Origin of the sequence: Pseudomonas sp. Larv2_ips (genome assembly GCF_963879675.1) — a bacterium.
In the GTDB taxonomy this organism is placed as follows: Bacteria; Pseudomonadota; Gammaproteobacteria; order Pseudomonadales; family Pseudomonadaceae; genus Aquipseudomonas.
Map to the genome: position 1 here is coordinate 185678 of NZ_CAWOAW010000013.1, position 24107 is coordinate 209784.

The window sequence follows — 24107 nt, forward strand, 5'->3', positions numbered from 1 at the left end:
CTGAGGACCTGAGATGACCCGAATCGGAACTCCATTGTCGCCAACCGCGACCCGCGTTTTGCTGTGTGGCTGCGGTGAGCTGGGCAAGGAAGTGGTAATCGAACTGCAACGCCTGGGCGTTGAAGTGATTGCCGTGGATCGTTACGCCAACGCGCCGGCCATGCAGGTTGCGCACCGTAGCCACGTGATCAACATGCTCGACGGCGCCGCCCTGCGTGCCGTGATCGAAGCCGAGAAGCCGCACTTTATCGTGCCGGAAATCGAAGCCATCGCCACCGCCACGCTGGTAGAGCTTGAAGCCGAAGGCTTCACCGTGATTCCGACCGCGCGTGCCACCTCGCTGACCATGAACCGCGAAGGCATCCGTCGCCTGGCCGCCGAAGAGCTGGACCTGCCGACGTCGCCGTACCACTTTGCCGACACCTTCGAGGACTACAGCAAGGCCGTCCAGGACCTGGGCTTCCCGTGTGTGGTCAAGCCGGTGATGAGTTCTTCGGGCAAGGGCCAGAGCCTGCTGCGCAGCGCCGATGACGTGCGCAAAGCCTGGGATTACGCTCAGGAAGGCGGGCGTGCCGGTAAAGGCCGCGTGATCATCGAAGGCTTTATCGACTTCGATTACGAAATCACCCTGCTGACTGTGCGCCACATTGGCGGCACCACCTTCTGCGCGCCGGTCGGCCACCGTCAGGAGAAAGGCGACTACCAGGAATCCTGGCAGCCGCAAGCGATGAGCCCGATTGCCCTGGCAGAATCCGAGCGCGTCGCCAAAGCCGTGACCGAGGCGCTGGGTGGCCGTGGTCTGTTTGGCGTGGAATTGTTCATCAAGGGCGATCAAGTGTGGTTCAGCGAAGTGTCGCCGCGCCCGCATGACACCGGCTTGGTGACCTTGATTTCTCAGGACCTGTCGCAGTTCGCGCTGCACGCGCGTGCGATCCTGGGCCTGCCGATTCCGTTGATCCGCCAGTTCGGGCCTTCGGCCTCGGCGGTGATTCTGGTAGAAGGGCAGTCGACCCAGACCGCGTTCGCCAACCTCGGCGCGGCCTTGAGCGAGCCGGACACGGCGTTGCGTCTGTTTGGCAAGCCAGAAGTCAATGGTCAGCGCCGGATGGGTGTGGCGTTGGCGCGGGATGAGTCGATTGAGGCGGCGCGGGCCAAGGCGACTCGTGCTTCGAAGGCTGTTGTTGTAGAGCTGTAAAACCGCGTCGCGCCCATCGCAGGCAAGCCAGCGCCCACATTTGATTGGGTTCACATATTTTGAATTGTGAATGCCTTCAAATGTGGGAGCGGGCTTGCTCGCGAAAGCGGTCTATCAGACGACCTTGTTCAAATCATTATCCCGCGTCTCTTTCAAGCACAGCACAGCAATCAAGCTGAGCAACGCTGCCGCTGACACATACCCGCCCACATAACTCAGCCCGCCCATCGCCACCAGCTTGGTCGCGAAAAATGGTGCGGCCGACGCCCCGACAATCCCGCCCAGGTTATACGCCGCCGATGCGCCGGTGTAACGCACGCGGGTCGGGAACAGTTCCGGCAGCATCGCGCCCATTGGGGCGAAGGTCACGCCCATCAGAAACAATTCCAGTGCCAGGAACAGAGCGACGGCCCAAGTCGAGCCGTGGGTGAGCAGCGGCTCCATGGTGAAACCCGACAGAATCGCAAGAAGGGCGCCGACGATCAGCACCGGCTTGCGCCCGTACCGGTCGCTGGCCAAGGCCGCCAGCGGCGTAGCCAGGCCCATGAACAACACCGCGAAGCAGAGCAGGCCCAGGAACGTCTCGCGGCTGTAGCCCAGTGTTGAAACGCCGTAACTCAGCGAGAACGCGGTGGTGATGTAGAACAACGCATAGCACACCACCATCGATGCCGCGCCCAGCAGGACCGGCAGCCAATGCTGGCTGAACAACTCCACCAACGGCACTTTCACCGGCGCTTCTTTGGCGACGGCGTTGGCGAACACCGGGGTTTCATGCAGTTTGAGGCGTGCATACAGGCCAACCATCACCAGCGCTGCGCTGAGAATGAACGGGATGCGCCAGCCCCAACTGCGGAACTGCTCGTCGTTCAGGCTCATGGCCAGGATCAGGAACAAACCGTTGGCCGCCAGAAAGCCAATCGAAGGGCCCAATTGCGGGAACATGCCAAACCAGGCGCGCTTGCCCTTGGGGGCGTTCTCGGTGGCCAGCAATGCTGCGCCGCCCCATTCGCCGCCAAGCCCCAGGCCCTGGCCGAAGCGCAGCACACACAACAGGATCGGGGCCCACGCGCCAATGCTGTCGTAACCCGGCAGCAAACCGATCAGCGTGGTGCACACGCCCATCAGCAGCAACGACGCCACCAGGGTTGATTTGCGCCCGATACGGTCACCGAAGTGGCCGAACAGCGCCGAACCTAGCGGGCGAGCGATGAAGGCGATGCCAAAGGTCAGGAACGACGCCAGCATCTGCGCGGTGCCGGAAGTCTGCGGGAAGAACACCGGGCCGATCACCAGCGCAGCGGCCGTGGCGTAGATGTAAAAGTCGTAGAACTCGATGGCGGTGCCGACGATGCTCGCGGTGGCGACCCGTGCGGTCGAGTTGAGCGGGGCAGCGGTTGCAGCCTCGTTATAGGTGGTGCTCATTGAGGTATCCCTGACGGTCATTGCGCGTTTGGACGCGGATTATTATTGGTCAAACACCCATGGATCAGGGGTGTAAGCGGGGCGGCTCGGGATGGGAGCAAACACCGGTCAGACACGGTAACGCAGTGCCTGGACGCGCTGAGTGCGGGTAGCACGCGGTCGGGCGGGGCTCTGGTAAGCCGCACCGATTATAGGAAGGGGTTTGAACATACAACAAGAGGCTCAGTCACGATCTATCAAACGCTGCAAATCAACTGTGGGAGCGGGCTTGCTCGCGAAAGCGGTGGGTCAGTTAAAGATGGGCTGACTGATCCACCGCTTTCGCGAGCAAGCCCGCTCCCACATTGGAGTGCGCAGTGCCGAAAAGCTAGGCGGCGACAGGCACGCGGCTGGTGTGCCAGATCAGTACCTTGCTCACGCGGTTGTCCTCGGTCTCGAGGATTTCCAGGCGATAGCGGCCGATCTTCAGGCACACCGCGCAATCCGGAATGGTCTCCAGCGCTTCGGTCACCAGGCCGTTGAGGGTCTTGGGGCCGTCGCTGGGCAGGTGCCAGCCCAGGCTTTTATTCAGCTCGCGGATCGAAGCGGCGCCGTCGATGATGTAGCGGCCGTCGGGCTGCGCTTCGATATGCGGGTTGTCCGTTGCCTGATCACTTTCGAATTCGCCGACGATTTCTTCGAGGATATCTTCCAGGGTGACGATGCCCAGCACTTCGCCGTATTCGTCCACCACCATGCCCAGGCGTCGCTGCTGCTTGTGGAAGTTCAGCAATTGCAGTTGCAGGGGCGTGCTTTCGGGGACGAAATAGGGCTCGTGGCAGGCGGCGAGCAAGGCTTCTTTGGTCAGGCTGGCGTCGGGCAGCAGGTGTTGGATCTGCCGGGTATTGAGCACCGCTTCGACCTGATTGATGTCACTGTGGAACACCGGCAAACGGGTGCGCTGCGAGGTGCGCAGTTGCTCGATGATTTCCTCGACCGAGTCATCCAGGTTGATACCGTCCACTTCGCTGCGCGGCACCAGGATGTCGTTGACCGTGATGTTGTCCAACGCGTGAATGCCGGGCATGCCGGGCGTACGATTGTCGTCGGCCTCGGGCTCGGGTTCATCGTCGTGATCGGGCAATGGTTCGTCGCTCTTTTTCACCACGCCGGATTTGCGAGCGAACGGGCGCAGCAATAACAGGCTGATGCCATTGAGCAGCCAGGCCAGGGGGTAAAGGATTTTCAGCGGCACACCCAGCAGCGTATTGCCAAAGCCCAGTACGGCTTGCGGGTGGCGAACCGCCAGGGCGCGCGGCAGGTAGTCGGCGAGCACCAGCAGGATCGCGCAAGAGATCAGCCAGCCGAGCCACGGGCCGTTCTGCGCCCAGGCGTAGATTGCCAGCAGCGTGCAGAGAATCACCACGGCCGCGCGACACAGGCTGTTGCACAGAATCAGGCTGTTACGCGGGAAGTTCAGGCGGGCGGCAGCCTTGTCACCCTGGCGTGTACCGGGGCGCAGCGCCAGCACGTGTTGTTGTGCGGCTTCGATGGCGGTAAACAGCGCCGCCCATAACACCAGCAAGGCGATTACCGCGAGCATCGGCCCAAGGGGCAAGTTGTCCATGATCGCTGCCCGTCAGATATGCAGGATGTATTCGCGAACCAGCTTGCTGCCGAAATAGGCCAGCATCAGCAGGCAGAAACCGGCCAGGGTCCAGCGGATCGCCTTGTGCCCACGCCAGCCGAGGCGGTTGCGCCCCCACAGCAGCACGCTGAACACCACCCAGGCCAGGCACGCCAGCAGGGTTTTGTGCACCAGGTGTTGGGCGAACAGGTTTTCGACGAACAGCCAGCCGGAAATCAGCGACAGCGACAACAGCGTCCAGCCGGCCCACAGGAAGCCGAACAGCAGGCTTTCCATGGTTTGCAGCGGCGGGAAGTTCTTGATCAGCCCGGACGGGTGCTTGTTTTTAAGCTGGTGGTCCTGCAGCAGCAGGAGCAACGCCTGGAACACCGCAATCGTGAACATGCCGTAAGCCAGGATCGACAGCAGGATGTGGGCGAGAATGCCCGGCTCCTCGTCGATCACTTGCACGGTGCCGGTCGGGGTGAATTGCGCCAGCAGCACCGTCAGCATTCCCAGCGGGAATAGCAGCACCAGCAGGTTTTCCACAGGAATGCGGTAACAGGCCAGCAGCGTCAGGGCGATGACGGCCGCGGCGATCAGACTGGCGGCACTGAAAAAGTCCAGGCCCAGGCCGACCGGCGTCATCAAGTGAGTGAACAGGCTCGCGGCGTGGGCGAGCAGGGCGACGACGCCCAGGCCTACCAGCAGACGTTTATCCGCTTTTGTGCCTTGGGCCAGACGAGTGCCCTGATAGAGAGTCGCAGCGGCGTACAAAATGGCGGCGGCGAGGCTGGGTAGCAAACTGGGTGACAAGGGGACCATAAATCCTGATAGACAAGCCCGAAAGGCGCTGAGTTTGGCACACACCAACGCTGCACGAAAGACTCCCGGGCCAGACAGCGGGTGTGCACAGGCGCAGTCTTCGCTATAATCCGCGACCTGCCCACGCCGCAGGCTCGCCGAGCGCTGTTTTTAACAGCGATTTACCACAGCCTGGGCCGCCATTACCTCGGTCTACAAAGCATTTCGATGAATAGGGCCTGAAAGGATCGCGCATGTTTGAAAACTTGACTGACCGTCTCTCGCAGACGCTGCGCCACGTAACCGGCAAGGCCAAGCTGACCGAGGACAATATTAAAGACACCCTGCGTGAAGTACGCATGGCGTTGCTGGAAGCCGACGTGGCCTTGCCGGTGGTGAAGGACTTCGTCAACTCGGTCAAGGAGCGCGCGGTCGGCACCGAAGTGTCCCGCAGCCTGACCCCGGGCCAGGCCTTTGTGAAGATCGTGCAGGCCGAACTCGAAAGCCTGATGGGCGCGGCCAACGAAGACTTGAACCTCAGCGCCGTGCCACCGGCCGTCGTGCTGATGGCCGGTCTGCAAGGTGCGGGTAAGACCACCACCGCCGGCAAGCTGGCGCGCTTCCTTAAAGAGCGCAAGAAGAAGTCGGTAATGGTGGTGTCGGCCGACGTGTACCGTCCGGCGGCCATCAAGCAGCTGGAAATGCTCGCAGGCGAAGTGGGCGTGACCTTCTTCCCGTCCGACCTGAGCCAGAAGCCGGTCGACATTGCCAACGCGGCTATTAAAGAAGCCAAGCTCAAATTCATCGACGTGGTCATCGTCGATACCGCCGGTCGCCTGCACATCGATGAAGAGATGATGGGCGAGATCAAGGCGCTGCATGCCGCGATCAATCCTGTCGAGACGCTGTTCGTGGTCGACGCCATGACCGGCCAGGATGCGGCCAACACCGCCAAGGCCTTTGGTGATGCGCTGCCGTTAACCGGCGTGATCCTGACCAAGGTCGACGGTGATGCCCGTGGCGGTGCTGCGCTGTCGGTACGTGCAATCACCGGCAAGCCGATCAAGTTCATCGGTATGGGCGAGAAGAGCGACGCGCTCGAGCCGTTCCACCCTGAGCGTATCGCTTCGCGTATCCTCGGCATGGGCGACGTGCTCAGCCTGATCGAGCAGGCCGAAGCCACGCTCGACAAGGACAAGGCCGATAAGCTGGCCAAGAAGCTGAAGAAGGGCAAGGGCTTCGACCTCGAAGACTTCCGTGACCAGCTGCAACAAATGAAGAACATGGGCGGCCTCGGCGGCCTGATGGACAAACTGCCGAACATCGGCGGTGTGAACCTGGCGCAAATGGGCAATGCCCAAGGCGCGGCAGAGAAGCAGTTCAAGCAGATGGAAGCCATCATCAACTCCATGACCCCGGCCGAGCGCCGCGACCCTGAGCTGATCAGCGGTTCGCGCAAGCGTCGGATCGCCATGGGCTCCGGCACCCAGGTGCAGGACATCGGTCGCTTGATCAAGCAGCACAAGCAGATGCAGAAGATGATGAAGAAGTTCTCCGCAAAAGGCGGAATGGCCAAGATGATGCGCGGCATGGGCGGTATGTTGCCCGGCGGCGGCATGCCAAAAATGTAAAGAATTCGAGCGGAAGTTCACTTCTGCTCCGACCCACAGGGATGTGGGATCTCCAGCAAACCCGCGGTTAGCGGGAGCTGACTCGCCGTTTTAACCGACGGCTCTATAGCAGATCTGAGTGGCACGCTGATAGGCGCCAGAAAAAGACATTTGCAAAAGTCCGGATATTCCTTAGAATATGCGGCCTTTCGGGCACCTATGCCCGCTGTGCATTTAGATTTGCAGCACCGACTACAGGAACGATGTTCACATGCTAACAATCCGTCTTGCCCTTGGCGGCTCCAAAAAGCGCCCGTTTTACCACTTGACCGTAACCGACAGCCGCAACCCGCGCGACGGTTCGCACAAGGAACAGGTTGGTTTCTTCAACCCTGTTGCTCGTGGTCAAGAAGTTCGTCTGTCCGTGAACCAAGAGCGCGTAGCCTACTGGCTGAGCGTGGGTGCACAGCCATCCGAGCGCGTTGCAAAACTGTTGAAGGACTCGGCTAAGGCCGCAGCCTGAGCAATATGAACGCGACGCCAGCTGTTGCTGATGATTTGATCGTTATCGGCAAGATTTACTCTGTTCATGGCGTTCGCGGCGAAGTGAAGGTGTATTCCTTTACTGATCCGACTGAAAACCTGTTGCAGTACAAAACCTGGACGCTCAAGCGCGAAGGTAGTGTGAAACAGGTCGAGCTGGTCAGTGGACGCGGGAGCGATAAGTTCCTGGTCGCAAAGCTCAAGGGTCTTGATGATCGTGAAGAAGCTCGTCTTCTGGCCGGTTACGAGATCTGCGTGCCGCGCAACCTGTTCCCTGAATTGACCGACGGCGAGTACTACTGGTACCAGCTGGAAGGTCTGAAGGTTATTGATCAACTCGGGCAATTGCTCGGGAAAATCGACCATCTTCTGGAAACCGGCGCCAATGATGTAATGGTGGTCAAGCCTTGCGCTGGCAGCCTGGATGATCGCGAACGCCTGTTGCCGTATACCGAGCAATGCGTGTTGGCCGTCGACCTGGCAGCGGGCGAGATGAAGGTGGAATGGGACGCGGACTTCTAAGCGTGGCTAATTTGCGCATTGAAGTGATCAGTTTGTTTCCCGAGATGTTCTCCGCCATCAGCGAGTACGGCATCACCAGTCGGGCGGTGAAACAGGGGCTGTTGCAGCTTACCTGTTGGAACCCGCGAGACTACACGACAGATCGACATCACACTGTGGATGATCGCCCATTTGGCGGTGGTCCGGGCATGGTGATGAAGATCAAGCCCCTGGAAGACGCGTTGGTTGAGGCCAAGGCCGCCGCCGGGGAGAAGGCGAAGGTAATTTACCTGTCCCCTCAAGGCCGTCAGCTGAAACAGGCTGCGGTACGCGAACTGGCGAATGAGGAAGCACTGATCCTGATTGCCGGTCGCTATGAAGGCATTGACGAGCGGTTTATTGAAGCTCATGTCGATGAAGAGTGGTCGATTGGGGACTATGTCCTGTCTGGCGGCGAGCTGCCGGCGATGGTCCTGATAGATGCGGTTACACGACTGCTGCCTGGAGCTTTAGGGCATGCGGACTCCGCGGAGGAAGATTCCTTCACGGATGGTTTGCTGGATTGCCCGCACTACACCCGACCGGAGGTGTATGCGGATCAGCGTGTTCCCGACGTATTGCTAAGTGGCAATCACGCACACATCCGGCGTTGGCGTTTACAGCAGTCCCTTGGTCGGACCTATGAACGACGCGCCGATCTTCTGGAAAGCCGCTCGCTTTCTGGAGAAGAGAAGAAGCTGCTCGAGGAATACATCCTCGCGCGGGACGATAGTTAACAACGTATCGATGGTAGGTCCATTGACTTACCTTAGGAGCACAGCATGACTAACAAAATCATCCTTGCACTCGAAGCAGAGCAGATGACCAAAGAGATCCCTACCTTTGCCCCGGGCGACACTATTGTCGTTCAGGTGAAAGTGAAGGAAGGCGACCGTTCGCGTCTGCAAGCATTCGAAGGCGTGGTAATCGCCAAGCGTAACCGTGGTGTGAACAGTGCTTTCACTGTTCGTAAAATCTCCAACGGTGTTGGCGTAGAGCGTACTTTCCAGACCTACAGCCCGCAAATCGACAGCATGGCCGTTAAGCGTCGCGGTGACGTACGTAAAGCCAAGCTGTACTACCTGCGTGACCTGTCCGGTAAAGCAGCTCGCATCAAGGAAAAACTGGCTTAAGTCCAGCCTCCCGATGCAGAAAAAAGCAGCCTACGGGCTGCTTTTTTGTGCCTGAAATTTGTCCCTTGCCTGCCGGTACTTGCCCATGACCACCCGCCTCGAAGAAATCCAGCGCCGCACCGACCTGTCCGTGACCCACGTGACCAAGGCTGTGTTTCCGCCGACTACCAACCACCACAACACCCTGTTCGGCGGCACCGCCTTGGCCTGGATGGACGAAGTGTCGTTCATTACGGCCACGCGTTTTTGCCGCTTGCCGCTGGTGACGGTCTCCACCGACCGCATTGATTTCAATCACGCGATTCCGGCCGGTTCTATCGTTGAACTGATCGGCCATGTCATCAAGGTGGGCAACACCAGCCTCAAGGTCGAAGTCGAAGTGTTCGTCGAGAGCATGAGCGCCGATGGTCGCGAAAAGGCGATCCAAGGCGTGTTCAGCTTTGTCGCGATCGATGCCGACAAGCGTCCGGTGCCGGTGCTGCCAGGGTTTGTTGACTGATCCTGAACCGAGTCGCGGCCATCGCAGGCAAGCCAGCTTCCACATTCGATCGGTGTTGATGCCTGCTATCAGGCAAAACACAAAACCCATGTGGGAGCTGGCTTGCCTGCGATAGGATCTACCAGACACTCCAGTCATCAGCCTGAGCCCCTATGCCCGCCATTGACCACCCTCTGATCGACCGCTTTCTCGACGCCTTGTGGCTGGAAAAAGGCCTGTCGGACAACACCCGCCAGGCCTATCGCAGTGACCTCGCCTTGTTCAATGGTTGGCTGCAGGAAAAAAACCTCGAACTGATCAATGCCGGTCGCGAGCTGATCCTCGATCACCTGGCCTGGCGTCTTGAGCAGAACTACAAGCCGCGCTCCACTGCGCGATTTCTCTCCGGCGTGCGTGGCTTTTATCGCTACCTGCTGCGGGAAAAGCTCATCGCCACCGACCCGACGCTGCAAATCGACATGCCACAACTGGGCCGGCCATTGCCCAAATCCTTGTCGGAAGCCGACGTGGATGCCTTGCTCGCCGCGCCCGACCTCAGCGAAGCCATTGGCCAGCGCGATCGCGCCATGCTCGAAGTGCTCTACGCCTGCGGCCTGCGCGTGACCGAACTGATCAGCCTGACCCTTGAGCAGGTCAACCTGCGCCAGGGCGTGCTGCGGGTGATGGGCAAGGGCAGCAAGGAGCGCTTGGTGCCGATGGGCGAAGAAGCAATCGTGTGGGTCGAGCGCTACGTGCGTGATGCCCGCATCGAGTTGCTCGGTGGGCGGCCCAGCGATGTGCTGTTTCCCAGCCTGCGCGGCGAGCAGATGACCCGCCAGACCTTCTGGCACCGTATCAAGCACCAGGCCAAGGTGGCCGGGATCGGCAAGGCGCTGTCGCCGCACACGTTGCGCCATGCGTTCGCTACCCACTTGCTCAACCACGGTGCGGACCTGCGCGTGGTGCAAATGCTGCTGGGGCACAGTGACTTATCCACAACCCAGATCTATACGCATGTCGCGCGGGCACGCTTGCAGGATATGCACGCCAAGCACCACCCGCGCGGATGAAATTCCACCCGAAACGGCCCAATTTGCCCGCCGCAGTCTGCCCTCCGGCCCAACTGTGGTAGGCTTTGCCGGTTAGCAAAGGGGACGGTCAGACTTTTGTTTGCCTTGAGTGTATGACCCCGTATTTTCAGATCGGTGTTCCACACCCGTCCCTGCATCTGCCTTCAGGAGTTCCCATGCGCTTGACCCAGATTATTGCCGCCGCAGCGATTGCGTTGGTTTCCACTTTTGTTGTCGCCGACGACGCCGCCGAGCAAACGATTCGCAAGAGCCTGGCCAACCTGCAGCTCGACACGCCGATCGAAAGCATCAGCGCCAGCCCGATGGCCGGCCTGTATGAAGTCAAGCTCAAAGGCAGCCGCGTGCTGTACGCCAGTGCCGATGGCCAGTACATCGTTCAGGGCTACCTGTTCCAGTTGAAAGATGGCAAGCCGGTCAACCTGACCGAGAAGGCCGAGCGCCTGGGCGTGTCCAAGCTGATCAACGGCATCCCAGTGGCTGAAACCGTGGTGTACCCGGCCATCGGCGAGACCAAGACCCACATCACCGTGTTCACCGACACCACCTGCCCGTACTGCCACAAGCTGCACGCCGAAGTGCCTGCGCTGAACAAGCTCGGTGTGGAAGTGCGCTACGTAGCGTTCCCGCGCCAGGGCCTGGGCTCGCCGGGTGACGAGCAGTTGCAGGCGGTATGGTGCTCGACCGACAAGAAAGCCGCGATGGACAAAATGGTCGATGGCAAGGAAATCAAGGCGGCCAAATGCGCCAACCCGGTTTCCAAGCAGTTTGCCTTGGGTCAGTCGATTGGCGTGAACGGTACACCGGCCATCGTTTTGGCTGACGGCCAAGTCATTCCGGGCTACCAGCCGGCGCCACAAGTTGCCAAACTGGCATTGGGTGCGAGTAAGCAGTAATCGTCGAGCCTTTGGCGATCATGCTCCGCCGAACAGTCGGCGGGGCATTAATTGAGAGCCGCAGTTGTGCGGCTGTTTTCCACGGCCGACCTTGAGTCGGCCGTTTCATGGGGAGTTCTTCAGTGAAACCGGTCAAAGTAGGCATCTGTGGGTTAGGGACCGTCGGTGGCGGCACCTTCAACGTACTTCAGCGTAATGCTGAAGAAATTTCCCGCCGTGCAGGGCGTGGGATTGAAGTGGCACAAATTGCCACGCGTACGCCAAAGCCTCAGTTCCAAACGACCGGTATTGCGATTACCAACGATGTCTTCGCCGTGGCGACCAACCCTGAAATCGATATCGTCATCGAGCTGGTTGGTGGCTACACCGTGGCCCGCGAGCTGGTGCTCAAGGCCATTGAGAACGGTAAACACGTGGTCACCGCCAACAAGGCGCTGATTGCCGTGCATGGCAACGAGATCTTCGCCAAGGCGCGCGAGAAGGGCGTGATCGTGGCGTTCGAAGCGGCCGTGGCCGGTGGCATTCCGGTGATCAAGGCGATCCGTGAAGGCCTGTCCGCCAACCGCATCAACTGGGTGGCCGGGATCATCAACGGCACCGGTAACTTCATCCTCACCGAAATGCGCGAAAAGGGCCGTACCTTCGAAGACGTGCTGGCCGAAGCCCAGGCCCTGGGTTACGCCGAAGCCGACCCGACTTTCGACGTGGAAGGCATCGACGCCGCGCACAAGCTGACCATCCTGGCGTCCATCGCCTTTGGCGTCCCGCTGCAGTTCGACAAGGCCTACACCGAAGGCATCACCAAGCTGACCACTGCCGACGTGAATTACGCCGAAGCCTTGGGCTACCGCATCAAGCACTTGGGCGTAGCGCGCAGCACCCCGGCCGGTATCGAGCTGCGTGTACACCCGACGCTGATCCCGGCCGATCGTCTGATCGCCAACGTCAATGGCGTGATGAACGCGGTGATGGTCAACGGCGACGCGGCAGGTTCGACCCTGTTCTACGGCGCCGGCGCCGGCATGGAGCCGACCGCTTCGTCGGTGATCGCCGACCTGGTTGACGTGGTTCGCGCCATGACCAGCGACCCGGAGAACCGCGTGCCGCACCTGGCGTTCCAGCCGGACTCGCTGTCGGCCCACCCGATCCTGCCGATCGAAGCCTGCGAAAGCGCCTACTACCTGCGTATCCAGGCCCAGGATCATCCGGGCGTGTTGGCCCAGGTGGCGAGCATCCTGTCGGAGCGCGGCATCAACATCGAGTCGATCATGCAGAAGGAAGTCGAGGAGCAAAACGGCCAGGTGCCGATGATCCTGCTGACCCACCGCGTGCTCGAGCAGCACATGAACGATGCCATCCGGGCTCTCGAAGCTCTTCAGGGCGTGGTTGGGCCGGTCGTTCGTATTCGCGTCGAACATCTAAATTAATTCAGCTGCAAGCGCCAAGCTGCAAGCTGCAAGTAAAAGCAGATCCGCTGTTACTTGCAGCTTGTCACTTGAGGCTTGAAGCCCAAACCGAAGGTTTGCCCCTATGCGTTACATCAGCACCCGCGGCCAGGCACCGGCCCTGAATTTCGAAGACGTTTTGCTGGCAGGCCTTGCCACGGACGGCGGCCTGTATGTGCCGGAAAACCTGCCACGCTTTACCCAGGAAGAAATCGCTTCGTGGGCCGGCCTGCCGTACCACGAGCTGGCCTTCCGCGTGATGCGCCCGTTCGTGACCGGCAGCATTCCGGATGCAGACTTCAAGAAGATCCTGGAAGAAACCTACGGCGTGTTTTCCCACAGCGCCATCGCGCCATTGCGTCAGCTCAATGGCAACGAATGGGTACTTGAGCTGTTCCACGGCCCGACCCTGGCGTTCAAGGACTTCGCCCTGCAGCTGCTCGGTCGCTTGCTCGATTACGTGTTGGAAAAACGCGGCGAGCGCGTGGTGATCATTGGCGCGACCTCCGGTGATACCGGTTCGGCGGCCATCGAAGGCTGCAAGCACTGTGAAAACGTCGACATCTTCATCCTGCACCCGCACAAGCGCGTGTCGGAAGTGCAGCGTCGCCAGATGACCACCATTTTTGGTGAGAACATCCACAACATCGCCATTGAAGGCAACTTCGATGACTGCCAGGAAATGGTCAAGAACAGCTTCGCCGACCAGAGCTTCCTCAAGGGCACGCGCCTGGTCGCCGTGAACTCGATCAACTGGGCGCGGATCATGGCCCAGATCGTTTACTACTTCCACGCAGCCCTGCAGCTGGGCGGCCCGGCGCGTTCGGTATCGTTCTCGGTGCCGACCGGCAACTTCGGCGACATTTTCGCCGGTTACCTGGCGCGCAACATGGGCCTGCCGATCAACCAGTTGATCGTCGCCACCAACCGCAACGACATCCTGCACCGCTTCATGAGCGGCAACCAGTACGTCAAGGAAACCCTGCACGCGACGCTGTCGCCGTCGATGGACATCATGGTGTCGTCGAACTTCGAACGCCTGCTCTTCGACATGCACGGTCGCAATGGCGCCGCCCTGGCCGAGCTGATGAGCAGCTTCAAGAGCGGTGGCGGTTTCAGCGTCGACCAAGAGCGCTGGACCGAAACGCGCAAGCTGTTCGACTCCCTGGCGGTGGACGATGCACAGACCTGCGAAACCATCGCTGAAGTCTATGCCCAGACCGGCGAACTGCTGGACCCGCACACCGCTATCGGTGTGAAGGCTGCGCGCGAATGCCGTCGCAGCCTGGATATTCCGATGGTCATTCTGGGTACGGCTCACCCGGTCAAATTCCCGGAAGCGGTGGAGAAGGCGGGCGTAGGCAAGGCGCTGGAATTGCCCGAGCACTTGGCTGACCTGTTCGAGCGCGAAGAGCGTTGCACGGTGCTGGCCAATGACTTGAAGACTGTGCAGGCGTTTGTCAGCCAGCACGGGAACCGTGGCAAGCCGTTGTAAGGCGAACCGCGTAGGCAAAACGCCGCTTTCCCTTCCTCGGGTCAGCGGCGTTTTTTGTTTAAGGCAGGCCTGTTTGCTACGAGCGCTTACGCGAGCAGCTGCTGCGCAGGGGCTACGACGGTGCCCAATACCGTAAACATGGCCATGACGACACCCATTGGGTACCAGGCATTCTCTCGGGTGATCTTGTGAGCTTGCGCACTGCATGTGCGTTGTTCGGCATCGATGCGTAAGCAGGAATGTGCGCGCGTTTTTTGCCTGTCATGTTTCAAGTGCATGCTGGTTCACGTCACTCCCTGACGGCCCCATAAAGACGATAAAGCGAACTTTCCTACGTCATAACCAGTCACTTAGGATAGATGCAGCTCCCGTTGAAACGATTGTTCCCGAACTATTGAGTGGTGATCGAGATGGAAAGTATCAGCCTATTGCTCGAAGAAGCACTGAGCCCTTATCAGGTGACATTGACCACCGCTGGTGTGCAGGACGAATGCCTGGTGACCGTGAAGAACCCGGCCGGCGCCATCGTTGTCGAGCGTGAAGTTGACCGCGCGCAATTGACTGATAAACGCGTGTTGGTGGATGTGGTGGATTGCTTGCTGCGCGATCTGAAAATCGCCGAAGGGCGTCTGGAGCCGTCCGTCATCGCGGCCTTGCGCAGCGCTGCCCAGACCCGCAATGGCGCCCTTGCATGAAGAATTGTTTAACTAGGGAAACTTCCTACAGCATGGCCGGTCAGATTTTGTAACAGCAAGAGCAAACATTGTGCTCCGGTGTTTGTGGCTTGTTGTACTGGTCTTTGTAGGCCACGTTTAACCCCGAAGTGTCTCCCCACTCTTCGGGGTTTCTTTTTGCCTGCGATTTGTCCTGTGATCACTCAGGGTTCGGTGAATCCTGGAAAAAACCAGGGTTGTCGCGCAAGTATTGTTCTCGCGTGACCGGGTCCAGCCACGATGTGTAGGACTGCTGTAACTGCTCCTGCGGGATGTCGCGTAATACCTGGTCGATACGTGCCATGGCCAGGCGGCCTTGAGGCGTATCCGAGCAACCGATATGCGTACGCTGATAAGGCGCTGAGCCCTTGATGGGATAAAACACCAGGTCTCGTGCGGCGATGCCTTGTTGCGTGGCGTGATAGCGGATTTCCGGCCAGTAGCCCAGCACCGCTTCCAGCCGCCCAAGGCGTTGCATTTGCAGCAGGCTGCCAAGGGCGTCATTGCCGTAATGGAGCGCCAGAATGTGGGGATCGACGCCTTTTAGCTGTTCGTCGATGACGGGGCCGTAACTGCGTTCGGCGGTGGCGCCGATGCGTGCTTTGTGGGCGTCGAGGAAGGCTTGCAGGTCAAAGTGTTCGTCGACGATAAAGGACGTCATTGCCGCTTGCTGGTTTCGCCTTATGGCTACGCCGTTGCTCGCCACCGCAAATGCCTGGGCAGAGAACACGATGTACTTCGCGCGTTCCGGCGTCCACAGCAGCGACGGGTCGCAGGTCAGGGAGGCGGCGCGCAGCATCTGGATGCCGCGGGCGCGATTGACGTGCATCACGGTGTGCCGGTATTGCGGCAGACGCTCGCTGAGCACGGGCAGCAATTGATCCAATGCCCCTTGGCCTTTCTGTGGGCCCTCGAAGATGGTCAGCGGCGGCAGGTCGCGCAGCAACCAGATCATCGTGTCCTCGGCACGCACGGCGAGCGGCCATACGCCGAACATCGCGCCGATGAAGCACAAGGGAATGGACCAGCGTCTACACGGGCCAGCCATCAGATCGCGCCGCCCTCGCGCAAGCGGGTGATGGCCGCCGTGTCGTAGCCCAATTGGTTAAGTACCTCGCCGTTGTGCTCGCCCAGCTGCGGCCCGACCCATTCACAACTGCCGGGCGTGTCCGACAGCTTGGGCACGATCCCCGGCATCTTGAAGTCCTTGCCGCCCGGCAACTGAGCCTTGAGGAACATTTCCCGCGCCAGAAACTGCGGGTCACCGAGCATGTCCTCGGCGCTGTAGATGCGGCTGGCGGGCACTTGGGCCTGGTTGAGTTGCTCGACCACCTGGTCCAGTGGCAGCGAATTGACCCAGCGGTCGATCACGCCATACAGCTCGTCACGGCGGCTGTCGCGCCCATCATTGCTCGCCAATGTCGGATCGTTGGCCAGGTCCTCACGCCCAATGGCCGACATGAAGCGCTTGAAGATCGCGTCGCCATTGGCTCCAATCTGCACATGCTTGCCATCGGCGCTGGTATGGATCGAAGACGGCGTGATGCCGGGCATGATGTTGCCGGTACGTTCACGGATAAACCCGAACACATCAAACTCCGGAATCATGCTCTCCATCATCGCGAAGATAGCCTCATACAGCGCCACGTCCACCACCTGGCCAAGCCCGCCGTTGACTTCGCGATGACGCAACGCCATCAGCGCACCAATCACCGCCCACAAGGCGGCTATCGAATCGCCGATGGAAATTCCGGTGCGTACCGGCGGGCGATCTTCGAAACCGGTGATATAGCGCAAACCGCCCATGGATTCGCCCACCGCGCCGAACCCTGGCTGGTCCTTCATTGGGCCGGTCTGGCCAAAACCTGAAAGACGCACCATCACCAGCTTGGGGTTCAGGGCATGCAGGGTTTCCCAGCTCAAGCCGAGTTTTTCCAGTACGCCGGGGCGAAAGTTTTCGATCAGGATGTCGGCGTCTGCCAGCAACTGTTTGAGAATCGCCAGGCCATCCGGGTGCTTGAGATTGAGCGTCAGCGACTTCTTGTTACGCGCCTGCACAAACCACCACAGCGACGTGCCCTCATACAGCTTGCGCCATTTACGCAGCGGGTCGCCGCCATCAGGAGACTCGACCTTGATCACCTCGGCCCCGAATTCGGCACAGATACGTGACGCAAACGGTCCGGCGATCAGGGTGCCCAGTTCGATGACTTTCAGGCCGGCAAGCGGTTTGGCATTAAACGACATGAGGATCCTTAGCAAGCGCGGGACGGTGGTGTGATGCCTTTTAACATAGGCGAGCGGCCCAGGGATAAGGATGATGCAGCGCAGTATTCGTTGATTGACCTCACCATCGGTTAGACTGGCCGCCTTTCCCTGTCTCTAGAAGCCCGTTCATGGCCCAGCCGTCCACGACCTACAAATTCGAACTCAACCTCACCGACCTCGATCGCTCGGTGTATGAGAGCGTCAAACAGACCATCGCCCGCCATCCATCGGAAACCGAAGAGCGCATGACCGTGCGCCTGCTGGCCTACGCCCTCTGGTACAACGAGCAACTGGCGTTCGGTCGTGGCCTTTCAGATGTCGACGAACCAGCCTTGTGGGAAAAAAGCCTGGATGATCGGGTGCTGCACTGGATCGAAGTCGGCCAGCCTGACGCCGACCGCCTGACCTGGTGTTCGCGACGTACCGAGCGCACCAGTTTGCTCGCCTATGGCAGCTTGCGCGTGTGGGAAGGCAAAGTGGTGCCGGTAGCCAACAACCTGAAGAACGTGCACATCGCTGCCGTGCCGCAGGAAGTCCTCGAGACCCTGGCCAAGGACATGCCGCGCGTGATCAAGTGGGACGTGATGATCAGTGAAGGCACGATTTTTGTGACCGACGACCGTGGCCAACATGAAGTGCAATTGCAATGGCTGGTCGGCGAACGCGGCTGAAATTCTGGGAGCCGGGTTGTGTGGGCGCTGGCTTGCCTGCGATGCAGACACTTCGGTCTTTCAGCGATACCGAGGTGATGCATTCGCGAGCAAGCCCGCTCCCACGGGAGCCGGCTCCTACAGTTGATCCATGTTGCATTCAGCATTGTTGTTTAACCGTTGTACTAGAAGAGAAGTTTCCGTTACCCCATGCGTATCGATCCTCGCCCGTTGCCCGCTGTCCTGCCGTTTCTCGGTGAATTGCCACCGCTGTTGACCCGTCTTTACGCCGCACGCGGGGTGCAGTCCGAAGCTGAGCTGGACAAAAGCCTGGCGCGGTTGATTCCCTACCAGCAGCTCAAGGGCATCGACGCGGCGGTGGACCTGCTGGTGACGGCCTTGGAGCAGCGCCAGCGCATCCTCATCGTGGGTGACTTCGACGCCGATGGCGCCACTGCCAGCACGGTAGGCACTCTGGGCCTGCGTCTGCTCGGTGCGGCCCATGTCGACTACCTGGTGCCCAACCGCTTCGAATACGGCTATGGCCTGACGCCGGAAATCGTTGCGGTGGCGCTGCAGCGCGAACCGCAGTTGCTGATCACCGTGGACAACGGCATTTCCAGTGTCGAAGGCGTGGCGGCGGCCAAGGCGGCAGGGTTGAAGGTGTTGGTCACCGACCACCACTTGCCGGGTGATGAGTTGCCGGCAGCAGATGCCATCGTTAATCCGAACCAGCCCGGTTGTGAATTTCCCAGCAAGGCGCTGGCTGGCGTAGGCGTGATCTTTTATGTGCTGATGGCCTTGCGCGCGCGACTGCGCAGCCTGGGTTGGTACGCCAACAAGCCCCAGCCGAACATCGGCGAGTTGCTCGACCTGGTCGCCTTGGGCAGCGTCGCCGACGTGGTGCCTCTGGACGCCAACAATCGCATCCTGGTGCACCAGGGCCTGGAGCGTATTCGCGCCGGTCGCGCGCGGCCGGGCATCAAGGCGATTCTTGAAGTCGCCAAGCGCGACCACGCGCGCATCACCTCCACCGACCTCGGTTTTATCCTCGGGCCGCGTTTGAACGCCGCCGGGCGCCTGGACGATATGAGCCTGGGCATCGAATGCCTGCTCACCACTGACTTCGCCGCCGCGCGGGAAATGGCAGCGCAGCTGGACGGGATGAACCAGGACCGCAAATCCATCGAGCAGGGCATGCAGCGCGAAGCGCTCGCCCAGCTCAAGGACTTGCCGGTGGAATCGATGCCCTATGGTTTGTGCCTGTTCGACCCGGAATGGCACCAGGGCGTGATCGGCATTCTGGCGTCGCGAATGAAAGAGCGGTATTTCCGCCCGACCATCGCTTTCGCCGATGCCGGTGACGGCCTGCTCAAGGGCTCAGGGCGCTCTGTGCAGGGTTTTCACATCCGTGACGCGCTGGCGGTCGTCGCAAGCCAGCATCCCAGCCTGATCACCAAATACGGCGGCCACGCAATGGCGGCCGGTCTGACCTTGCCAGAGGCGAATTTCCCGCTGTTTGCCGAGGCCTTCGACGCTGAAGTCCGTCGGCAACTGCGAGAAGAAGACCTGACGGGCCGGTTGCTGTCGGATGGCACGCTGGCGGTGGAAGAGTTTCACCTGGAACTGGCGCGCGCATTACGGCATGCCGGGCCGTGGGGGCAGCACTTTCCCGAGCCGTTGTTCCACGGTGTGTTTCAGTTGGTCGAGCAGCGCGTGGTCGGTGAGCGGCACCTCAAAGTGGTGCTCAAGAGCGAATGCGGGTCGGTGAAGCTCGATGGCATTGCGTTTGGTGTGGACCGTGAGGTCTGGCCTAATCCGACGGTGCGTTGGGTCGAGTTGGCCTACAAGCTGGACGTGAACGAGTTTCGTGGGAATGAGACTGTGCAGTTGATGATTGCGCACATCGAACCGCGCTGAATCTAAACAACTGCAAAAACACATATGGGAGGGGGCTTGCCCCCGATAGCGGTACTTCAGTCAGCGTATCTGTAGCTGACCCACCGCCATCGGGGGCAAGCCCCCTCCCACATTTCAAGCCATGCAATACCCGAAATTACTCGGCTTTGTCCTTGGCCTGATGCTTGACGATGATATCCACCAGGCGCTGTGCCAGCGCTGGGTAGTTCTCGTCAAAGTGATGCCCGCCTGGCAGCTTCACGGCTTCGCCAACAGCGGTCTTGTCGGTGCAGCCACTCTCGTCGACTTCTTCGGCGCCGTAGATGCACACCACTTTGTCAGCCGGCAACTTGGCCATTTCCGGGCCGGTGGCGGCTTCTTTACCGGCGTTGCCCAACCAACCTTCCACTTCGATCTCAAAGCTGCCGGTGCGTGCAAATGCCAGCAGGATGATTGCGTCGACGCGCTGCTGTTCGTTTTCAGGCATGCGGTTGTAGATCGCCGGCAGTACGTCGGCGCCGAATGAATAACCGGTCAGCACGAAGCGTTTGGTGCCCCATTTCTGCCGGTAGTGCTGCATCAATTCGGTGAGGTCCTTGGCGCTTTGTTCAGGCGTTTTGTGCTGCCAGTAGTAGCGCAGGGTGTCGATGCCCACGACCGGGTAACCGATCTTGGCCATTTCACCGGCGACGTCACGGTCCAGGTCACGCCAGCCGCCATCACCGGAGAGGAACAGGGTGACGGTGTCCTTGGCTTGGCCGGCCGGTACTTCAACTACCGGAATCGCCAGGCCGCCGTTGTCCGAACCCACCAGCTGCTTGCGCAGTTCGTTGTTCAGCACTTGCGGGTAGTGGATGTCGTAGTCGCTGATGCTGGTAGTCGCGCGCGGGGTATCGCGTACGAAACTGGCACTTTCGTCGTCAGGGTTATCGTTCCACGCCACCAGCCAATTGCCATGGGCAGAGGTCTTCGGCAGTGGGTTCTTGCAACCTTCCTGCACCAGGGCGAAGCCGACGGAGATGGCGTTGGCCTTGTCGTCGTTCTGTGTGGCCAGCCAGCGCCAGGCGAGTGCTGCGCCAGGGCCGATGCCGCTGACCAGCGTTGCCGGGCCTTTGAGCTGTGCCAGGGCGCTTTGCAGCGCTTGTTCCTGCAGCTTGCAGTCATCCTTTGGCAGGATCACTTGAACGATTTGCGCAGAGCCGCCCTGGCTCAGAGCAATCAGTTGGCTATCGCTCAGGGTCTCATCGGCCATTACGGCCACGGCCACACGGGCTTTTGCCGAGCCGTTAGGCGTCACACGGGTCATCACCGAACCGTCGGCCTGGGGCAATTGTTCCAGGGTCGGTTGCGGGGCAGGGCGGTTCCAGTACCAGAAGCCACCCGCCGCGATCAGCGCGAGCAGCACTACAAAGGCCAATACATACCGCCAGGAGCGTCGAATCATCAGCGTTTCACCAATCCAGTCAAGCCGCCCGCAATCAGGGCGGCGGTATCGGCCAGTGCCACCAGCGGATCAAGTCCTGCGGGCACGGCCATATAACGGGGTTCCCAGTCAGGCTGGAACTTGTCTTTAAAGCGGCGCAAACCTTGGAAGTTATACAGTTGCTCGCCACGTCGGAACACCATCGAGCCCAGGCGTTGGGTCAGCGGTGCGCCACGGCGTGGTTGCAGGCCCGACAACGGCACCATGCCGAGGCTGAAGCGGGCGTAGTCGTGGTTCTTATAATGTTGAATCAGGCCAACCATCATGAATTCCATGGTCAGCTTCGGCGCGTCCGGGTGCGCACGCATCAGGTCGAGACTGGCCAGGTCATGGTTGTAAGTCTCGAGCAGGTTGGCGAAGGCCACCGGGCGCCCTTCGAAGCGAATGATCGCGATACGAAAGTGCTTGAGGTAGTCGTCGCTGAAACGGCCCAGGGAGAAGCCCTTTTCCCGCACGTTCTTGCCGGTCAGCCAGGCATCGGAGATGACCTTGAGTTCTTCCATCGGCGCCTGGCCCGGTTCGAAGATCTCCAGGGACAGGCCGTCCCGGGTGCCACGGTTCCAGGTGTAGCGCAGGTCCTTCATCTCTTTGCCCTTGGCTTCCAAGTCAAAGCGTTTCAGGTCGACCCGGGCTTCTTCGCCCAGCTTGATCGCGGTCAGGCCGATGTCCATGTAGTACGGCAGGTTCTCGGCGCGGACCTGATAAAACACCGGGCGCGCGTGATGGATGTCGCACAGGTCACGGAACTGCCAGATCATCTCGGCGCGCGGCTGGGTCGGGCCGATCGGGTCATACAAGGCCACCAGGCTGCGCCCGCGGCGGGCATACATCAGGAAGGCTTCATCGTTGGGGTGGAACAGCAGCGCCTTGTCGCCGGTCAGCGCCAGGCCACCGTCGGGCTGTGAGGAGGCCATCAGGATCTTGGTGGCGCGTTCCAGTTCGTCCGGGGTTGGCAGATGAATCACCGGGCGCGCGGTGCGCAGCAGCCAGGTCAGCGAGACGATCACCAACAGCACCGCTGCACCCAGCAGCGAGCGCAGGCCGCGTGGGGCGTTGGCGTCCAGGGTGAACTGCCACCACAGCTGGTGGCTGTACGGCACGTCTTGATAGGCAAACAGCAGCAACCAGATCGAGGCGCCCAACACACAGACGCTGGCCACCAAATACAGCGGCGAGAACGGCAGTTCGGTCAGGCGGCTGGCGCGGTAGAACGAGCGCCGGAAGATCGCCAGCAGCACGGCGGTCATGATCATCAGGCTGGCTTCTTCCCAATCGAAGCCTTTAAGCAGTGAGAGCAGGGCGCCGGTGAGCAGCAACACCATGGTCAGCATCCAGGCGGCCGACAAACGCCGACGCAAGCCCTGGGCCAGCAACAGGCACAGCACGCCGATCAAGCTGGCACCGAAGTGCGAGGCGTCAATCAGGCGGTGGGGAATCAGGAAGCCGATGTTTTCCAGGCGTGAGTCGATTTCCGGCGTTGCGCCGGAAAACAGCAGGACCACGCCTGACAAAAAAACCAGTACGGCCAACACCGGCGCGGCCAGGCCGGAGGCGACCCGCAGGCTTTGCTGGGTCTGGAACAGGCGCTGGGCTTCGTTGACCAGCAGGAACACGCAGGCGATCAGCAGCGGCAGCACCACATAAATCATGCGGTAGAGCAGCAGGGCAGCAGCCAGTGGCGCGGCGCCAAGCTTGTCGGCGAATGCCGCGAGCAGAATCGCCTCGAACACGCCAACACCGCCTGGCACGTGGCTGAGTACACCGGCGGCCAGGGCCAGCAGGTACACCAGCAGGAAGGGGCCGAACGGCGGCGCTTCCGGCAGCAGCATATAAAGGACGGTGGCGGCAGCGGCAACGTCCAGCGCGGTGATGATCAGTTGCAGGAACGTCAGGCGCCGGCCCGGCAGGCGCAGGGTACGACGCCCCGCCTTGACCAGCAGGTTGTCCGAATAAGGTTGCTCCGGCAGGCGACGGCGGTAAATGCCGATGCACAGCGCGGCGGACAGCAGCAGCACTGCACCGGCAATACCGCCGAGCACGCCTTGCGACAGGTGCAGGTAGGTCGAAGCCGCCGGCAGGTTGCTCAGTGTGGCCAGTGCTGCCAGTGGCGGCAGCGCCGTACCAAGGGCCAGGCTGGCGAACACGGTCATGTGCGCCACTTCCGAAGCCCCGATACCGTGGCGTGCGTATAAACGGTAGCGCACGGACCCGCCGGAGAGCATCGACAAGCCAATGGCGTTGCCGATGGCAAAGGCGGTGAAGCCGCCCAGCGCCAGGGTCTTGGCCGGCAGTTTTACGCCGGCATAGCGTGCGCCGGAGAATTCATAACCCAGCAGAATGATGAAACCGGCGACGGCCGCCGCGAACGCACCCAGCAGGGCGGGTCTGGGCACTTCCAGAATCGAGTCGTGGAGCGCATACAGGTCCAGTTCCAGCAGTAAGTGTCGGCAGGCGATCAGGGCGATTGCGAACAGCAACAGAGTAACGGCCAGCCCGATCGGCTGACGGTATTTGCTCAACAGATCCAGCCAACGCAAGCGGGTGGGTGTGATCGGTTGTGTCGCTGTGACGGTGTCTTGTGGTTCAGACGAGTTGGCGCGCATCAATCACCTCGTGGATTGTGCGCGACAGGATGGAGGTATCCAGCCAAGTTACCAATCCCTATGGACAAAATAATTACAAATATTAACGCGTATCGCCGGGTGCGGCGACTGCGGCCATTGGTCGTAGAGGGTAATGCTTGAGCATTCAGCATAGCTTGCAATGAGATGGACTCTACAAACCGTGTACGGTTTCATGAAAGATGCCATGCCATTGTTTCAGAAGAACTTTTTCG

At 60.5% G+C, this 24107-nt stretch carries 21 protein-coding genes; 14 read left to right on the forward strand and 7 right to left on the reverse strand.

Annotated elements, in window-relative coordinates:
- Positions 1 to 13 precede the first annotated feature (13 nt).
- On the forward strand, positions 14 to 1195 hold the full coding sequence (gene purT / locus AACV02_RS05325) for a formate-dependent phosphoribosylglycinamide formyltransferase (protein WP_094951941.1): 1182 nt from the start codon (positions 14 to 16) through the stop codon (positions 1193 to 1195).
- Between the two features lie 114 nt (positions 1196 to 1309).
- Here purT and AACV02_RS05330 read toward each other — a convergent pair whose 3' ends face one another.
- The 3 genes from AACV02_RS05330 to AACV02_RS05340 all read right to left on the reverse strand — a co-directional run bounded on the left by AACV02_RS05330 (position 1310) and on the right by AACV02_RS05340 (position 5051).
- Positions 1310 to 2620 carry an MFS transporter gene (locus AACV02_RS05330; RefSeq protein WP_119736861.1) on the reverse strand — a complete coding sequence of 437 codons (1311 nt, stop codon included), beginning with the start codon at positions 2618 to 2620 and terminating at the stop codon, positions 1310 to 1312.
- Between the two features lie 367 nt (positions 2621 to 2987).
- Positions 2988 to 4226 carry a transporter associated domain-containing protein gene (locus AACV02_RS05335; RefSeq protein WP_119736865.1) on the reverse strand — a complete coding sequence of 413 codons (1239 nt, stop codon included), beginning with the start codon at positions 4224 to 4226 and terminating at the stop codon, positions 2988 to 2990.
- Between the two features lie 12 nt (positions 4227 to 4238).
- Complete coding sequence (locus AACV02_RS05340; protein ID WP_106578310.1) at positions 4239 to 5051, reverse strand: cytochrome C assembly family protein; 813 nt, start codon at positions 5049 to 5051, stop codon at positions 4239 to 4241.
- Between the two features lie 233 nt (positions 5052 to 5284).
- Here AACV02_RS05340 and ffh point away from each other — a divergent pair, with 233 nt between their 5' ends.
- The 11 genes from ffh (at position 5285) to AACV02_RS05395 (ending at position 14953) form a co-directional block, all read left to right on the forward strand.
- Positions 5285 to 6661, forward strand: a complete 1377-nt coding sequence (ffh, locus tag AACV02_RS05345) for a signal recognition particle protein (protein ID WP_010207982.1) — start codon at positions 5285 to 5287, stop codon at positions 6659 to 6661.
- Between the two features lie 250 nt (positions 6662 to 6911).
- A complete protein-coding gene (rpsP, locus tag AACV02_RS05350; RefSeq protein WP_003175899.1) occupies positions 6912 to 7163 on the forward strand; it encodes a 30S ribosomal protein S16 in 252 nt (83 codons plus the stop codon).
- 5 nt (positions 7164 to 7168) lie between these two features.
- Positions 7169 to 7705, forward strand: a complete 537-nt coding sequence (rimM, locus tag AACV02_RS05355) for a ribosome maturation factor RimM (protein ID WP_003175898.1) — start codon at positions 7169 to 7171, stop codon at positions 7703 to 7705.
- Positions 7687 to 8460 (forward strand): tRNA (guanosine(37)-N1)-methyltransferase TrmD, encoded by a 774-nt coding sequence (gene trmD / locus AACV02_RS05360; protein WP_177343966.1) that lies wholly within the window; start codon positions 7687 to 7689, stop codon positions 8458 to 8460. Before rimM ends, trmD begins: the two co-directional genes overlap by 19 nt.
- 45 nt (positions 8461 to 8505) lie before the next feature.
- Complete coding sequence (gene rplS / locus AACV02_RS05365) at positions 8506 to 8856, forward strand: 50S ribosomal protein L19 (protein WP_003175895.1); 351 nt, start codon at positions 8506 to 8508, stop codon at positions 8854 to 8856.
- An 85-nt stretch (positions 8857 to 8941) separates the two neighbouring features.
- A complete protein-coding gene (locus tag AACV02_RS05370) occupies positions 8942 to 9355 on the forward strand; it encodes an acyl-CoA thioesterase (RefSeq protein ID WP_119736866.1) in 414 nt (137 codons plus the stop codon).
- Between the two features lie 152 nt (positions 9356 to 9507).
- Positions 9508 to 10404, forward strand: a complete 897-nt coding sequence (gene xerD / locus AACV02_RS05375) for a site-specific tyrosine recombinase XerD (protein WP_119736868.1) — start codon at positions 9508 to 9510, stop codon at positions 10402 to 10404.
- Positions 10405 to 10580: 176 nt separating this feature from the next.
- Positions 10581 to 11318: a thioredoxin fold domain-containing protein gene (locus AACV02_RS05380; RefSeq protein WP_106578312.1), complete on the forward strand. Its 738-nt coding sequence runs from the start codon at positions 10581 to 10583 to the stop codon at positions 11316 to 11318.
- 122 nt (positions 11319 to 11440) lie between these two features.
- A complete protein-coding gene (locus AACV02_RS05385) occupies positions 11441 to 12745 on the forward strand; it encodes a homoserine dehydrogenase (RefSeq protein ID WP_119736870.1) in 1305 nt (434 codons plus the stop codon).
- A gap of 103 nt (positions 12746 to 12848) precedes the next feature.
- Complete coding sequence (thrC, locus tag AACV02_RS05390) at positions 12849 to 14258, forward strand: threonine synthase (protein ID WP_119736873.1); 1410 nt, start codon at positions 12849 to 12851, stop codon at positions 14256 to 14258.
- A 410-nt stretch (positions 14259 to 14668) separates the two neighbouring features.
- Positions 14669 to 14953 carry a DUF3509 domain-containing protein gene (locus tag AACV02_RS05395; RefSeq protein WP_106578316.1) on the forward strand — a complete coding sequence of 95 codons (285 nt, stop codon included), beginning with the start codon at positions 14669 to 14671 and terminating at the stop codon, positions 14951 to 14953.
- 178 nt (positions 14954 to 15131) lie between these two features.
- Here AACV02_RS05395 and AACV02_RS05400 read toward each other — a convergent pair whose 3' ends face one another.
- Together AACV02_RS05400 and AACV02_RS05405 are read right to left on the reverse strand one after the other, a co-directional pair.
- A complete protein-coding gene (locus AACV02_RS05400; RefSeq protein WP_119736878.1) occupies positions 15132 to 16019 on the reverse strand; it encodes a TIGR02285 family protein in 888 nt (295 codons plus the stop codon).
- Complete coding sequence (locus AACV02_RS05405; protein ID WP_106578318.1) at positions 16019 to 17218, reverse strand: CaiB/BaiF CoA transferase family protein; 1200 nt, start codon at positions 17216 to 17218, stop codon at positions 16019 to 16021. Before AACV02_RS05405 ends, AACV02_RS05400 begins: the two co-directional genes overlap by 1 nt.
- A gap of 149 nt (positions 17219 to 17367) precedes the next feature.
- Between AACV02_RS05405 and AACV02_RS05410 the strand changes: the two genes are divergently transcribed.
- The gene (locus tag AACV02_RS05410) at positions 17368 to 17910 is read left to right on the forward strand and encodes a YaeQ family protein (protein WP_003193952.1); all 543 of its coding nucleotides are present in this window, start codon (positions 17368 to 17370) and stop codon (positions 17908 to 17910) included.
- Positions 17911 to 18099: 189 nt separating this feature from the next.
- On the forward strand, positions 18100 to 19809 hold the full coding sequence (gene recJ, locus AACV02_RS05415) for a single-stranded-DNA-specific exonuclease RecJ (RefSeq protein ID WP_106578319.1): 1710 nt from the start codon (positions 18100 to 18102) through the stop codon (positions 19807 to 19809).
- Between the two features lie 136 nt (positions 19810 to 19945).
- On the opposite strand, the gene AACV02_RS05420 is transcribed toward recJ, so the two are convergent.
- Complete coding sequence (locus AACV02_RS05420) at positions 19946 to 21232, reverse strand: virulence factor family protein (RefSeq protein WP_119736880.1); 1287 nt, start codon at positions 21230 to 21232, stop codon at positions 19946 to 19948.
- On the reverse strand, positions 21232 to 23874 hold the full coding sequence (gene mprF / locus AACV02_RS05425) for a bifunctional lysylphosphatidylglycerol flippase/synthetase MprF (RefSeq protein ID WP_119736883.1): 2643 nt from the start codon (positions 23872 to 23874) through the stop codon (positions 21232 to 21234). The genes AACV02_RS05420 and mprF overlap by 1 nt, the downstream gene beginning before the upstream one ends.
- Positions 23875 to 24107 lie beyond the last annotated feature (233 nt).

What these genes read in the sequence shown, in the direction of transcription:
- ffh (WP_010207982.1), top strand. Translation starts at nt 5,285, where the DNA reads ATGTTTGAAAACTTGACTGACCGTCTCTCGCAGACGCTGCGCCACGTA.
- AACV02_RS05380 (WP_106578312.1), top strand. Translation starts at nt 10,581, where the DNA reads ATGCGCTTGACCCAGATTATTGCCGCCGCAGCGATTGCGTTGGTTTCC.
- AACV02_RS05420 (WP_119736880.1), bottom strand. Translation starts at nt 21,232, where the DNA reads ATGATTCGACGCTCCTGGCGGTATGTATTGGCCTTTGTAGTGCTGCTC.
- AACV02_RS05330 (WP_119736861.1), bottom strand. Translation starts at nt 2,620, where the DNA reads ATGAGCACCACCTATAACGAGGCTGCAACCGCTGCCCCGCTCAACTCG.
- trmD (WP_177343966.1), top strand. Translation starts at nt 7,687, where the DNA reads ATGGGACGCGGACTTCTAAGCGTGGCTAATTTGCGCATTGAAGTGATC.
- rpsP (WP_003175899.1), top strand. Translation starts at nt 6,912, where the DNA reads ATGCTAACAATCCGTCTTGCCCTTGGCGGCTCCAAAAAGCGCCCGTTT.
- AACV02_RS05395 (WP_106578316.1), top strand. Translation starts at nt 14,669, where the DNA reads ATGGAAAGTATCAGCCTATTGCTCGAAGAAGCACTGAGCCCTTATCAG.
- AACV02_RS05410 (WP_003193952.1), top strand. Translation starts at nt 17,368, where the DNA reads ATGGCCCAGCCGTCCACGACCTACAAATTCGAACTCAACCTCACCGAC.
- recJ (WP_106578319.1), top strand. Translation starts at nt 18,100, where the DNA reads ATGCGTATCGATCCTCGCCCGTTGCCCGCTGTCCTGCCGTTTCTCGGT.
- mprF (WP_119736883.1), bottom strand. Translation starts at nt 23,874, where the DNA reads ATGCGCGCCAACTCGTCTGAACCACAAGACACCGTCACAGCGACACAA.
- purT (WP_094951941.1), top strand. Translation starts at nt 14, where the DNA reads ATGACCCGAATCGGAACTCCATTGTCGCCAACCGCGACCCGCGTTTTG.
- AACV02_RS05335 (WP_119736865.1), bottom strand. Translation starts at nt 4,226, where the DNA reads ATGGACAACTTGCCCCTTGGGCCGATGCTCGCGGTAATCGCCTTGCTG.
- thrC (WP_119736873.1), top strand. Translation starts at nt 12,849, where the DNA reads ATGCGTTACATCAGCACCCGCGGCCAGGCACCGGCCCTGAATTTCGAA.
- AACV02_RS05340 (WP_106578310.1), bottom strand. Translation starts at nt 5,051, where the DNA reads ATGGTCCCCTTGTCACCCAGTTTGCTACCCAGCCTCGCCGCCGCCATT.
- AACV02_RS05400 (WP_119736878.1), bottom strand. Translation starts at nt 16,019, where the DNA reads ATGGCTGGCCCGTGTAGACGCTGGTCCATTCCCTTGTGCTTCATCGGC.
- rimM (WP_003175898.1), top strand. Translation starts at nt 7,169, where the DNA reads ATGAACGCGACGCCAGCTGTTGCTGATGATTTGATCGTTATCGGCAAG.
- AACV02_RS05405 (WP_106578318.1), bottom strand. Translation starts at nt 17,218, where the DNA reads ATGTCGTTTAATGCCAAACCGCTTGCCGGCCTGAAAGTCATCGAACTG.
- AACV02_RS05370 (WP_119736866.1), top strand. Translation starts at nt 8,942, where the DNA reads ATGACCACCCGCCTCGAAGAAATCCAGCGCCGCACCGACCTGTCCGTG.
- xerD (WP_119736868.1), top strand. Translation starts at nt 9,508, where the DNA reads ATGCCCGCCATTGACCACCCTCTGATCGACCGCTTTCTCGACGCCTTG.
- rplS (WP_003175895.1), top strand. Translation starts at nt 8,506, where the DNA reads ATGACTAACAAAATCATCCTTGCACTCGAAGCAGAGCAGATGACCAAA.